Consider the following 11,659-nt stretch of genomic DNA (forward strand, 5'->3'; position numbering starts at 1 on the left):
ACTTACGAACACGATGACACGCCAGACCACAGCCCGACGGAACATATATGTCCTGACCACCGCGCAGGCGCTCGGCGCGGCAAGCCCGCCGATCATCGTCTCGCTCGGCGGACTGGTCGGGCAGCAGCTTTCGGAGGATCCGGCGCTCGTGACCCTGCCGGTCAGCCTGTTCAACCTGGGGCTCGCGCTCGGCACGCTGCCCTCGGCGGCCGTCATGCGTCGCTTCGGGCGGCGCAGCGGCTATGTGCTCGGGGCCGGGTTCGGCATAGCCTCGGGGCTGGTCGCGGCGTTCGGCATCTTTTCGGCCTCGTTCCTGCTGTTCTGCCTCGGCACCTTCACCGCGGGTTTCTACGCCGCCTATGTGCAGAGCTATCGTTTTGCCGCCGCCGATGCGGTCGAGGGGGAAATGAAGGCGCGCGCCATCTCGGCCGTGATGATCGGCGGGCTGATCGCCGCGATCATCGGGCCGCAGATCGTGATCTGGACCCGCGATGCCCTGCCGCAGACGCCCTATGCGGGCAGTTTCCTGAGCCAGGCGGGACTTGCGCTTCTGGCCTTGCCGGTGCTGCTGATGCTGCGCACACCGAAGGAAACCGCCGCCCTGGCCGGCGCGGGGGGCGGTCGCAGTCTCGGGCAGATCCTCCTGCAGCCGCGCTACATGCTGGCGGTGGCGGCAGGGGTCGTGTCTTACGGGCTCATGGTCTTTGTCATGACCGCGGCCCCGATTGCCATGGTCGGGCATGGCCATTCGGTCGACCAGGCGGCGCTCGGGATCCAGTGGCACGTGCTGGCCATGTTCGCACCCAGTTTTATCACCGGGCGCCTGATCACCCGCTTCGGCAAGGAGCGTGTCACCGCGCTCGGCCTGCTGCTCATTGCGGTCTCGGCGGTGGTGGCGCTGGGCGGGCTTGCGCTTGCGCATTTCTGGATCTCGCTGGTGCTGCTGGGGATCGGGTGGAACTTCGGCTTCATCGGGGCCACCGCGATGGTGACCGACTGCCACAGCGACGCCGAGCGCGGCAAGGCGCAGGGAGCGAATGATTTCATGGTCTTCGGAACCGTTGCGGCGGCTTCGTTCTTTGCCGGGACGCTGCTGCATGCGTCGGGATGGCAGACCATGAACTGGCTGATCTTTCCCGCCGTCGCGCTGGTCCTGATGCCCCTGCTGCTGGTGTCGGGCCGGTCAGGGCGGGCGCTGAGGGCGCGCTAGAACGCTGCGGCCGCGACAGGGGCGGGCTGATTTTCTGCTTGGCAATACATTCCAAAGTTCGTATATACGAAACATACAGAACACAGAGGTATCGCCATGACTCTTGATCGTGCCATGTTCGCCTTTGCCGGGACGATGGTCCTGGTCTCGGTGGTGCTGACTGTCTGGGTCTCGCCCCATTTCGTCTGGCTTACGGTTTTCGTCGGTGCCAACCTGCTGCAATCGGCCTTTACCGGCTTCTGCCCCAGCGCCTGGGTGATGAAGCGGCTTGGCGTCCGTCCCGGCCCCGCCTTCTAGGGGCGGCGGCCGATGCGTGTGCCCGGCCTTGCCCCGGCCGTTTTCGTCCTGGCCGTGGTCGCGGCCCCGCCGGTATCCGCGGAGCAGATGATCGAGCTCGTCCCGCGGACCCTGCTTGAATGGAAGCCGGTCTATGGACGGGTCGAGGCGCGCAACACCGTGCCGGCGCGCGCCCGGATCGGCGGCACCATTGTCGAGCTTGGCGTGACCGAAGGCGACAGGGTGCGCACGGGTGACCGGATCGCGCTGGTGCGTGACGACAAGATCGCCTTTCAGATCAGCGCGATGGATGCCCAGCTTCGCGCGCTCGAGGCCGAACTGATCCGCGCCCGCGCCGAACTCGAACGGGGGCGATCGCTGGTCGAACGCGGTGTTTCCACCGCGCAGCGGCTCGAACAGCTTGAAACCGATGTCGAGGTGACCGCGAACCGGATCGCCGCGGTTCAGGCGGAGCGTTCGGTCCTCGTGCAGCAGGCGGAAGAAGGGGCGGTGCTTGCCCCGGCCGACGGGCGGGTGCTCGCGGTTCCGGTCACCAGCGAGGCCGTCATCATGGCGGGAGAACCGGTTGCGACCATCGCCGGCGGCGGGGTGTTCCTGCGCCTTGCCATCCCCGAACGTCATGCCGCCGACCTGCGGGAGGGGGCGGAATTGCAGATCACCTCGAACGGGGCGGTGATGCCGGGGCGTCTGGTCAGGCTTTATCCGCAGATCGAAAACGGCCGTGTTATCGCCGATGTCGAGGCCGAGGGGATGAATTCCGATTTCATCGACGCCCGTGTTCTGGTGCGGGTTCCGGTCGGCTCGCGCGAGGGGCTGGTGGTGCCGCAGGCGGCGGTGCAGAATCGCGCGGGGCTGGATTTCGTGCGCATTCGCGAGAGTGGCCGCCGGGAGGTGGACCGGGCGGTCATCCCCGGTGAGGCCATGGTGCTGGACGGCACCGAGATGGTCGAGATCCTGACCGGCCTGCACGCGGGCGACATGGTGCTGGTGCCCTGAGATGGGTGATCGACCACGCCTCGGCATGGCGGGCTGGCTGACCCGCGCCTTCATCGCCTCGCCGCTGACGCCCCTGCTGCTGATCGCCTCGCTCGCCTTCGGGCTGATCGCGCTGATGGCGCTGCCGCGCGAGGAAGAGCCGCAGATCTCGGTGCCGATGATCGACATTCAGGTGATGGCGCCGGGGCTGAAGGCGCCCGATGCCGTCAAGCTGATCACCGAGCCGCTGGAGCAGATCGTCAAGGGCATCGACGGGGTGGAACATGTCTATTCCCGTACGCAGGACGATGGCGTTCTGGTCACGGCGCGCTTCCTGACCGGCACCCCGGCCGATACGGCGGTGCTGCGCGTCCATGACAGGATCCGCGCCAACATGGACCGCATCCCCGCCGGCATCCCCGAGCCGCTGATCGTCGGGCGCGGCATCGACGATGTGGCGGTCATATCGCTGACCCTGACCCCGGACCCGCAGGCGGACGGCATCAGCGCCAATGACCTGACCCGCATCGCCCGCGAATTGCAGGCCGAACTGATCAAGATCGAGGATGTCGGCCTGACCTACCTGGTCGGCGCCAGTGATGAAATCATCCGCATCAGTCCCGATCCGGCGCGGCTCGCGCTTTATGGCGTCACGCTGCAACAGCTTGCGGGCAAGGTGCAGGGCGCGAACCGCGCCTTTCCGGCCGGCCTTGTCCGTGACCGGGGGCAGCAGATCATGCTGGTCGCCGGCGAAACGCTGGCCACGCCCGGCGCGATCGGGAACCTTCTGCTGACCACCCGCGACGGCCGCCCCGTCTATTTGCGCGACGTGGCCGATGTGGCGCTGGCGACCGACACCGGGGATGCGATGGTGGCGACGGTCCTGCGCGGCCCGGACGGTGAACCGGTCCGCACGCCCGCGGTGACGCTGGCCCTGGCCAAGCGCGCGGGATCCAATGCGGTGACGGTCGCGGACACCATCCTGCACCGGGTCGCGGATCTGCAGGGGCGGTTGATCCCCGACGACATCGGCGTGCAGATCACCCGCGATTACGGCGAGACCGCCAATGAAAAGGCCAATGAACTGCTGTTTCACCTGGGCCTTGCCACGATTTCCATCATCGCGCTGGTCTGGCTGGCGATAGGCCGGCGCGAAGCGCTGGTTGTCGCGGTGGTGATCCCGGTGACGATCCTGCTGACGCTGTTCGCGTCCTGGATCATGGGCTATACGCTGAACCGGGTCAGCCTGTTTGCGCTGATTTTTTCCATCGGCATTCTGGTCGACGACGCCATCGTGGTGATCGAGAACATCGCCCGCCACTGGGCGATGAATGACGGCCGCCCCCGCCAGCAGGCCGCGATCGAGGCCGTGGCCGAGGTCGGCAACCCCACCATCGTCGCCACGCTGACCGTGGTGGCGGCCCTGCTGCCCATGCTGTTCGTCTCGGGCATGATGGGGCCTTACATGAGCCCGATCCCCGCCAATGCCTCGGCCGCGATGATATTCTCGTTCTTCGTCGCGGTCATGGTCACGCCCTGGCTGATGATGAAGATCGCCGGACGCGCGCCGATGGCCGGGCACGGCGAGGCCGCGCATGGCGGCGGGCGGCTCGGGCGCGCCTATGCCGCGGCCGCCCGCCCGCTGCTGGCCAGCAAGGCGCGCGGCTGGCTGTTCCTGGCCGTCGTGCTGGTGCTGACCGGCGGTTCACTGTCGCTGTTCTATGTCAAGGCGGTGACGGTCAAGCTGCTGCCCTTCGACAACAAGTCGGAACTCGCGGTGATGATCGACCTGCCCGAAGGCGCATCCGCCGAGGACACCGACGCCGTGGCGCAGGAGATCGCGCGCATCCTGCTGGACATGGACGAGGTGCAGTCGGTCCAGACCCATGCCGGCACCGCCGCACCCTTCGATTTCAACGGTCTCGTGCGCCACAGTTTCCATCGCAACCAGCCGCAACTGGGCGATGTGGCGGTGAACCTGCGCCCCAAATCCGACCGCGACCGGCCAAGCCACGAAATCGCGCTCGACATGCGCGAGCGTCTGAATGATGCCGCCCTGCCCGGGGGCACCGTGCTGAAGGTGGTCGAGCCGCCGCCCGGCCCGCCGGTCATGGCTACGCTGCTGGCCGAGATCTACGGCCCCGACGCCGAGACCCGCCGCGCGGTCGCGGCCCGGGTCGAGGATGCCTTCCGCTCGGTCCCCTTCATCGTCGATATCGACAATTCCTGGGGCATGGCACCGCGCAAGCTGCGCGCGGTGGTCTCGACCGATGACCTTGAGTTCTTCCATGTCGAGGAAGGCGATGTGCTCGATACGATCGGCCTGCTGAACACGGGCACGCTGGTCGGCTATTCCCATCGCGGCGAGGGCCGCCCGCCGATCCCGATCCGCATCGAGCGCCCGAGATCCGCCCGCGTCATGGATGAAACCTTCCTGACCACGCCCATCCCCGCCAATGTGCTGCCCGGCGATCGCGGCGTGGTGGAACTCGGCGACGTGGTGGAGGTGGTCGAGGAGCGCGCCTCGCTGCCGATCTTTCGCCGCAACGGCCGCGCGGCGGAAATGGTGACTGCGGAACTCGCCGGCGATTTTGAGGCGCCGCTTTACGGCATGCTGGCGGTGCAGGATGCGCTTGATGCACAGGACTGGACCGGCCTGCCGAAACCCGTGATCCGCCTGCACGGCCAGCCCGGCGACGAGGCCACCCCGACCCTGCTCTGGGACGGGGAATGGGAGGTCACCTGGGTCACCTTCCGCGACATGGGCGCGGCTTTCATGGTGGCGCTGCTCGGCATCTATATCCTGGTCGTGGCGCAGTTCCGGTCGTTCAGGCTGCCGCTGGTGGTGCTGACCCCGGTGCCGCTGACCTTCATCGGCATCATGATCGGGCATTGGCTGTTCGGCGCGCCGTTCTCGGCCACCTCGATGATCGGCTTCATCGCCCTGGCGGGGATCATCGTGCGCAACTCGATCCTGCTGGTGGATTTCATCCGCCACACCCCGCGCGGGGATCGCCCGCTGACCGAGGTCTTGATCGAGGCCGGCGCCATCCGCTTCAAACCGATCCTGCTGACCGGGATCGCGGCGATGATCGGCGCGGGCGTGATCCTCGCCGACCCGATCTTTCAGGGACTGGCGATCTCGCTCCTGTTCGGGGTGGCGAGTTCGACCCTGCTGACCGTCCTGGTCATTCCGGTGATTTATCGGGTGCTGCGCGGCTGAGGAGGCCCGGGCCGTGGGGTTGCGACGGGCGTGCCGGGCGGGGCGTCCAAAAACGGATCCGGGCGATAGCGGTAAACTAATCGTGATCTCGGTTGAAACCGGCGGATGACGACTGAAATTCCCGGGTATGGGCCGGGCCCCTCTGGCGACCGAGACAGGTCGTGATGTCGGACCGAAATCGAGCATGCTCGATGCTGGTTCTGATCAGAGGGCCTGCTGTGAGTCGTGCTCCGGATACAGGAGACGGCGAGTGGCTTTCATGACGATCCTCTGGCTGGGAAAACCGCTCTGGATGTGGCTGGTTTTCATGGTTGTCGTCGGTCTGCTGCTGGCACTGGATCTGGGGGTGCTGCACCGCAAGCACCGCGTGGTCGGCGTTCGCGAAAGCCTGCTGCTGTCGGCCGGCTATATCGCCATGGGGCTGCTGTTCGGCGTCGTCGTCTGGTGGCAGCTCGGGGCGGATGCGGCGATGCGATACGTCACGGGCTTCGTGGTCGAGAAAAGCCTCGCGCTCGACAATATCTTCGTCATCGCCCTGATCTTCGGCTTTTTCGCCGTTCCGCGCCAGTATCAGCACCGCGTGCTGTTCTGGGGCATTCTCGGCGCCATCGTGATGCGGGGACTCATGATCGGCGGCGGCGCGGTGCTGGTCGCAAGGTTTGACTGGATACTCTATGTGTTCGCCGCTTTCCTGGTCCTGTCAGGAATCCGGATGCTGCTGGTCCGGGGCGAACCTGCCGACCTGTCGAAAAACCCGCTCCTGCGCTTCATGCGCAACCGGTTCCGCATCACCGAGGAGCCGCATGGCGAGCATTTCCTGGTCAAGCTGCCGGATCCCCGGACCGGGCGGATGGTGCGCTACATGACGCCGCTGTTCCTTGCGCTGGTCTCGGTCGAAGTGGCGGACGTGATCTTTGCGGTGGATTCGATCCCCGCGATCTTTGCGATCACCAGCGACCCCTATCTGATCTATACCTCGAACATTTTCGCGATTCTGGGCCTGCGGGCGCTGTATTTCGCGCTGGCGGCGGTGATGCACCGTTTCGCCTATCTCAAACATGCGCTCGCCGTGCTGCTGATCTTTATCGGAGGCAAGGTCTTCCTCACCGATTTCCTGGGCATCGTGCATATCCCCGAAATCTGGTCGCTCGCCATCACCTTCGCCATCCTGCTGACCGGGATTCTCTGGTCACTATGGCGCAGCCGTTTTTCCCGTCCGCATCAGCCAAAGAAAGGATCTACCTGATGCCATTGCTGCTTTGTCCCAACGACAACTCCACCATGCAGACCGTGCAGCGGTCCGGGGTCGAGTTCGATATCTGCCCGACCTGCCGCGGTGTCTGGCTCGACCGCGGGGAGCTGGAAAAGCTGCTCGATGCCGCCAACCAGGAGGCTCACCGCGGGCAGACCTCCACGACCCATTACCAGTCGCCCCCGACGTCGCATTACGCGCAACGAAGCGAGCGGCGCGACTGGGATGACGATGATAACCGTTATCGCAAGCGGCGGCGCCCCAGTATCTTCGATATCTTCGACTGATTTTCAGCGCTCGAAGGGATTGCCGGCGGTCTTTTCGCCCCGGCAATCCCGCGGGTTTTCCGACACGGATAGTCCGTTTCGACGGACTGCGCCTTGAGCGGCCACCGGGCCGGGGAGGAGCGTCACGCGCGCCGCCTCGCGCGATGGCGGGATCAGTTCGAAAGCACCTCGATCAGGTTCAGGATCGCCAGGATCTTCCGGGTATCGCGGTCAACGCGATAGATCCGGTTTTCGTCGCGGTAATATTGCCAGCCCTGACGGCGATCGAGATCATACCGCTGCGGATCCCGGATGACGGCATAATCGCCGATGCGGAGGATCTCTCCGATGCGGTTGCCGTAGCGTTGCTCGTGCTGTCTTGCCTGTCCCGGCGGAACGCATGGCGGGTTCTTCTTGGCAAGACCGGGCGGGCAATGCGCAACGCGATGACGATCATTCGCCCCGCGGTGACTTTCGCTGTGATGCTTGCCGTGCCCGGGATCGGCATGGACCGCCGTGACCGGCGAAAGGGCGAATGCAATGGCGACGGTCAGTCGGACGATGCGGGTCATGATCCTGCTCCCTGAGGTTTCCCCAAATATAGACCTGATCGCGCCGCATGGCACGGGGGACGGTGGTGCCGCGCCCCGCATATGAAAACCAGAGTTCCGACCGGATGCCGGGGCGGCCGGATTCATGGATTGTCCTGCAGCCATTCAATCACCCGGTCGGCATTCCGGTCCGGCGGAAACACCGGATAGAAGACATGCTCGATGCGGCCGTCCTTCGCCACGATCGTCATGCGCTTCAACAGCCTTTGGCCGTGAACCGTGAGGGTCGGCAGCTTAAGCGCCCCTGCCAGCGCAAAGCCCTCGTCCGACAGGAGCGGGAACGGCAGGTGGAGACGGTCGGCGGCTTCCTTCTGGTAGGCGGTGCCCTGCACCGAGAGGCCGAACAGATGCCTGACGCCAAGGTCGCGAAGCGTGGCGAAATGATCGCGGAAGGCGCAGGACTGCAGGGTGCAGCCGCGCGCCCCCGGGATGGTATCCCAGCCGTCCGGCGCCGGAATGTCGGGGCGCCCGGTCATCGGATAGATATAGATGACGCTGCGCCCCGGGAGCTTCGAAAGGTCCACCACGCTTCCGTCCGTGCCGGCAAGCCGGACAGAAGGAAGCGTCATGCCCGGCAGATGCGCGGCCAGACCGTCCTCGACCGGTACAGGAATCCGGGACCAGTCCACTCCCGCCGGGTTCTCCATTGCGCCGCCTCCTGTCCTGCGGGCAGGAATGCCCGGTTGCGGTCCTCGCCGCAAGCCTTCGGATTGCGGGCCCGGACCGCCGCCGGATAGCCCGCCCGGTGGTGGCAGCAGGCGCGGGAAATCTCGACCACCTGATGACGGCGAGCGGGCCATTCAGCGCGTCATTTGCCGGCGCCGGTCATTTGCGCCCTCGCCGGCCCGATCCGCCGGGGCAGGGGTTCGGTGGCATCGATGGCTCCGGACGGGCGACCGCCCGCGTCCATATACAGGTGTCCATATACCTGAAACGACCGCGTCCGGGCATGACCCGGTCACTCCTCGTCCTTCTTGAGCACGCTCAGGCGGCCGTCGCCCTCCACATAAGAGGATTTCACCTTGGAGATGTCATCAATGCCGTGAATGCGCAGGTGACTCATCAGTTCTTCGGGTGTCAGCAGCTCTTTTTTCATGTTGCGCGGTATCGTCTCGCCGTCCTTGATGATCTGCAGCGGGGCATGGGCCGTCATGCGCTCGAACCAGGGAAACCGGAGCACCAGCCGATTGCTGAAGTGATTGAGTATCAGCAACGTCACGATCACCACCACCCCGTCGGACAGGGAACTGTAATCACCGAGCGAGTGCGACGCCGCCTCGGTGATCAGGAGCAGGAACACGAGGTCGACAGGCGCCAGTTCCCCGCCCGTCCGCCGCGGGAGCAGCCGGAAAAGCACCATGAACAGGATGAACAGGAACGCGCCACGCGCGACGAGTTCAAAGAACGGTGTTTCAAGCTCGAACATGGCAGGTGCCTTCCGGTGATGCCTATGCTCAAACCGAACCGGCCCCCGACGGTTCCCCCGGCCGCCCTCTGCCTGCGCCGGCGGTGTCGTCGCGTCACAACACGGGCGCAACCAGCCGGATCCGGGTGCAGGTTTCCCCGGATGGTCCCGGCGCGGGGCACGCGATGGGCCAATGCGTTGAAATAGCGTCTGAACACGTCGTGCGTGGTAGGCCCGGAGGTGGCCCTACCTGCTCGAAAAAACAACAGCTTGGGCAGTCCAACACGGGATTCGACCCTCATTGAGAATGCAGGGGAATTTCCGCGAGTGTCCAACCGGGGCAAGCTGGAAAAAGAAAACCCCGGCGCGCTGGCGGGCGCAACCGGGGCTGAACATTCGAGCGATGCGTATAGTTGCTCTAGGAGCGAGTATACGCCGGCCACGGGCGGAAGCGCAACCGACCATGTGCAGCCCGGTCATCGACGTGCGCTTCATGTGCTCGGACTCGCGCTCGCGCTCGGCGATGCCGACGCATGGGCAGCCTTCGGAGCACTCGCGGCCCGCCACCTGACGGAAACCGAGCGCGCGGGACTTGCTTTTGCGGCGCTGGCCCGTCTTGCGCCGAAGCAGGCCGAACGGGTTGCTGCGGCGGCTCTGGATGCCGCTGGTGCCCCTCTGCCGGCTTTCCTTGGCGACATGGCCGAGGCGCGCCTCTGGGCGTCTCTGGCGAGCCGCACGGAGCGAAAAGCATTCGCGCTCGCCGCCTTTGAAAGCTTGGACGAGACCGACCGCGCCTCTTTCCTGCAACACGTCAGCCCGAGGGCGGCAGCATGACCAGAGGCGTTAAGGATAATCACTCTGCCTTGCGGAACCCGACCCCCTTCAGCCGCCGCCCGCTTTCGCATCACGCGCAAGCGATCCTGTCCCGGATCGTGCCTGCGGATCGCGTCGATGTGGTGATTGATCGCCCCTATGTGGTCAAGGGCTGGCTCGATCAGGGCGCGGTCAGCGTCGTCTATGGCGAGCCGAACGTTGGCAAGAGCTTCTGGGCCATCGACATTGCGCACCATGTGCAGGAGGGCCTGCCATGGGCGGGCCATCGCGTGCGGAAGGGCAACGTGCTCTACGTTGCCGCCGAGGGCGGGGCGATGTTCGACAACCGGCTTGTGGCCCGCAAAGCGCGTTTCCACGTCCTGCAAGGCGCAATCACGCTCACCGGTCGGAGCAGCGATGGTCCCGGCCTGGTCGAGGCCGTGCATGCCCTGTCCGAAACAGTCGGGGAGTTCTCGCTGATCGTCATCGACACGATGGCCCGCGTCATGGGCGATGCCGATGAGAACGCCGCCGCTGACATTGGCCAATTGGTCAAGAACGTGGATCGCATCAAGGAAGCGACCGGCGCGCATGTCATGATCGTGCACCACACCGGCAAGGACACGGCGCGAGGCGCACGCGGTCATTCGAGCCTGCGGGCGGCGGTGGACACGGAAATCCAGCTGACCGCCAAGGACGATGACCTGATGCCGTACGACAAGCGCGCCAAGACCACGAAGCAGCGCGACATGCCGGGCGGGCTTGAGGTCGATTTCAGATTGCAGCGCGAGGTGCTCGGCACTGACAGCGACGGTGACCAGGTCACCAGCTGCACCGTTGTTCACGAAACCGAGGGAGGGCCTGCCTGATCATTCACCGCTGACCACTTTTCAGGAACAGCCCGGCCTTCGACGCAACGCGCCGTACGCCGGAAATGGCCTCCCCGTTGACGAATGTCCGGCGCGGCTGTCGCCCCCGAAAACCGGCCAGCACTGAAACCGCATCAGAACCGTGGAGCGATGGCCACGCGACCACACCTATGAGCGCAGCGTTTCTGCGAACGATATCGGCTTGCCTGATGAAACGAGAGGCTGTTGAGACGATGAGAAAACCGCATAAAATCAACAGTATGGCCGGCGTACGGGCCGGGTGGAGGACCCCCCCTAAAGGGGGGTTCCTCCAACCCCTGACAGGGCAACCACGGCCCGCCCGCCGATTACACCCATTGGCGCTCCGTTTGAGCGCTGCGGCCCGCGTGTCTTGGCACGACACGTTCCGACCCACTGACAACGAAAGGACATGACGATGACCAAGAAGACCAACAAGACAGAGCAGGCCGAGCAGGCCGCAACGCTGATCGCCGAGGCGCTTCTTCGCATTGCCGACGAGAGCGGCTTGCCCGTCGAGGCGATTCTTGCCGGCGCGCACGCGCAGATCGTGACGATGATGGTGACGACGATGGGCGGGCCGGTGACGGCGGCGAGCTGCGAGCGCGCCGCGGCGCGGGTGCGCACCCTGCCTTCGCTCAAGGCGCTGTCGCTCGCTGTCGCAGCACCTGAAGGGCACGCCTGATGGCCCGCCACGGGTCCTTCCTGCGCTCGAGGTAT

General features: G+C 65.6%; 12 protein-coding genes. 9 read left to right on the forward strand and 3 right to left on the reverse strand.

Annotation, left to right across the window (positions count from 1 at the left end; all coding sequences use genetic code 11):
- Nucleotides 1-13: 13 nt before the first annotated feature.
- The 6 genes from B0B01_RS09430 to B0B01_RS09455 all read left to right on the forward strand — a co-directional run bounded on the left by B0B01_RS09430 (nucleotide 14) and on the right by B0B01_RS09455 (nucleotide 7,244).
- Complete coding sequence (locus B0B01_RS09430; protein ID WP_076649636.1) at nucleotides 14-1,210, forward strand: MFS transporter; 1,197 nt, start codon at nucleotides 14-16, stop codon at nucleotides 1,208-1,210.
- A 96-nt stretch (nucleotides 1,211-1,306) separates the two neighbouring features.
- Nucleotides 1,307-1,507 (forward strand): YgaP family membrane protein, encoded by a 201-nt coding sequence (locus B0B01_RS09435; protein WP_076649637.1) that lies wholly within the window; start codon nucleotides 1,307-1,309, stop codon nucleotides 1,505-1,507.
- Nucleotides 1,508-1,519: 12 nt separating this feature from the next.
- On the forward strand, nucleotides 1,520-2,503 hold the full coding sequence (locus B0B01_RS09440; protein ID WP_076649638.1) for an efflux RND transporter periplasmic adaptor subunit: 984 nt from the start codon (nucleotides 1,520-1,522) through the stop codon (nucleotides 2,501-2,503).
- A gap of 1 nt (nucleotide 2,504) precedes the next feature.
- Nucleotides 2,505-5,705: an efflux RND transporter permease subunit gene (locus B0B01_RS09445; protein WP_076649639.1), complete on the forward strand. Its 3,201-nt coding sequence runs from the start codon at nucleotides 2,505-2,507 to the stop codon at nucleotides 5,703-5,705.
- 259 nt (nucleotides 5,706-5,964) lie between these two features.
- A complete protein-coding gene (locus B0B01_RS09450) occupies nucleotides 5,965-6,951 on the forward strand; it encodes a TerC family protein (RefSeq protein WP_076649640.1) in 987 nt (328 codons plus the stop codon).
- On the forward strand, nucleotides 6,951-7,244 hold the full coding sequence (locus B0B01_RS09455; RefSeq protein ID WP_076649641.1) for a TFIIB-type zinc ribbon-containing protein: 294 nt from the start codon (nucleotides 6,951-6,953) through the stop codon (nucleotides 7,242-7,244). Before B0B01_RS09450 ends, B0B01_RS09455 begins: the two co-directional genes overlap by 1 nt.
- A gap of 152 nt (nucleotides 7,245-7,396) precedes the next feature.
- On the opposite strand, the gene B0B01_RS09460 is transcribed toward B0B01_RS09455, so the two are convergent.
- The 3 genes from B0B01_RS09460 to B0B01_RS09470 all read right to left on the reverse strand — a co-directional run bounded on the left by B0B01_RS09460 (nucleotide 7,397) and on the right by B0B01_RS09470 (nucleotide 9,260).
- Nucleotides 7,397-7,795 (reverse strand): hypothetical protein, encoded by a 399-nt coding sequence (locus B0B01_RS09460; protein WP_076649642.1) that lies wholly within the window; start codon nucleotides 7,793-7,795, stop codon nucleotides 7,397-7,399.
- 122 nt (nucleotides 7,796-7,917) lie between these two features.
- Nucleotides 7,918-8,634 (reverse strand): peroxiredoxin, encoded by a 717-nt coding sequence (locus B0B01_RS09465; protein ID WP_234967744.1) that lies wholly within the window; start codon nucleotides 8,632-8,634, stop codon nucleotides 7,918-7,920.
- Nucleotides 8,635-8,792: 158 nt separating this feature from the next.
- Nucleotides 8,793-9,260: a DUF421 domain-containing protein gene (locus B0B01_RS09470; protein ID WP_076649644.1), complete on the reverse strand. Its 468-nt coding sequence runs from the start codon at nucleotides 9,258-9,260 to the stop codon at nucleotides 8,793-8,795.
- Between the two features lie 306 nt (nucleotides 9,261-9,566).
- Here B0B01_RS09470 and B0B01_RS09475 point away from each other — a divergent pair, with 306 nt between their 5' ends.
- From B0B01_RS09475 to B0B01_RS09485, 3 genes are all read left to right on the forward strand, one after another.
- A complete protein-coding gene (locus B0B01_RS09475) occupies nucleotides 9,567-10,073 on the forward strand; it encodes a hypothetical protein (RefSeq protein WP_143733035.1) in 507 nt (168 codons plus the stop codon).
- On the forward strand, nucleotides 10,070-10,921 hold the full coding sequence (locus B0B01_RS09480; RefSeq protein WP_083946141.1) for a helicase RepA family protein: 852 nt from the start codon (nucleotides 10,070-10,072) through the stop codon (nucleotides 10,919-10,921). Before B0B01_RS09475 ends, B0B01_RS09480 begins: the two co-directional genes overlap by 4 nt.
- 436 nt (nucleotides 10,922-11,357) lie before the next feature.
- Entirely contained in the window at nucleotides 11,358-11,624 is a 267-nt protein-coding gene (locus tag B0B01_RS09485; protein ID WP_143733036.1) for a hypothetical protein, read from the forward strand.
- Nucleotides 11,625-11,659 lie beyond the last annotated feature (35 nt).

It is taken from the genome of Pontibaca methylaminivorans (genome assembly GCF_900156525.1).
Lineage (GTDB): Bacteria > Pseudomonadota > Alphaproteobacteria > Rhodobacterales > Rhodobacteraceae > Pontibaca > Pontibaca methylaminivorans.

Excerpts from the sequence above, each read along its gene's own strand:
- B0B01_RS09485 (WP_143733036.1), top strand. The coding sequence starts at position 11,358 with ATGACCAAGAAGACCAACAAGACAGAGCAGGCCGAGCAGGCCGCAACG.
- B0B01_RS09470 (WP_076649644.1), bottom strand. The coding sequence starts at position 9,260 with ATGTTCGAGCTTGAAACACCGTTCTTTGAACTCGTCGCGCGTGGCGCG.
- B0B01_RS09450 (WP_076649640.1), top strand. The coding sequence starts at position 5,965 with ATGACGATCCTCTGGCTGGGAAAACCGCTCTGGATGTGGCTGGTTTTC.
- B0B01_RS09460 (WP_076649642.1), bottom strand. The coding sequence starts at position 7,795 with ATGACCCGCATCGTCCGACTGACCGTCGCCATTGCATTCGCCCTTTCG.
- B0B01_RS09465 (WP_234967744.1), bottom strand. The coding sequence starts at position 8,634 with ATGGCCCGCTCGCCGTCATCAGGTGGTCGAGATTTCCCGCGCCTGCTG.
- B0B01_RS09430 (WP_076649636.1), top strand. The coding sequence starts at position 14 with ATGACACGCCAGACCACAGCCCGACGGAACATATATGTCCTGACCACC.
- B0B01_RS09440 (WP_076649638.1), top strand. The coding sequence starts at position 1,520 with ATGCGTGTGCCCGGCCTTGCCCCGGCCGTTTTCGTCCTGGCCGTGGTC.
- B0B01_RS09480 (WP_083946141.1), top strand. The coding sequence starts at position 10,070 with ATGACCAGAGGCGTTAAGGATAATCACTCTGCCTTGCGGAACCCGACC.
- B0B01_RS09455 (WP_076649641.1), top strand. The coding sequence starts at position 6,951 with ATGCCATTGCTGCTTTGTCCCAACGACAACTCCACCATGCAGACCGTG.
- B0B01_RS09445 (WP_076649639.1), top strand. The coding sequence starts at position 2,505 with ATGGGTGATCGACCACGCCTCGGCATGGCGGGCTGGCTGACCCGCGCC.
- B0B01_RS09435 (WP_076649637.1), top strand. The coding sequence starts at position 1,307 with ATGACTCTTGATCGTGCCATGTTCGCCTTTGCCGGGACGATGGTCCTG.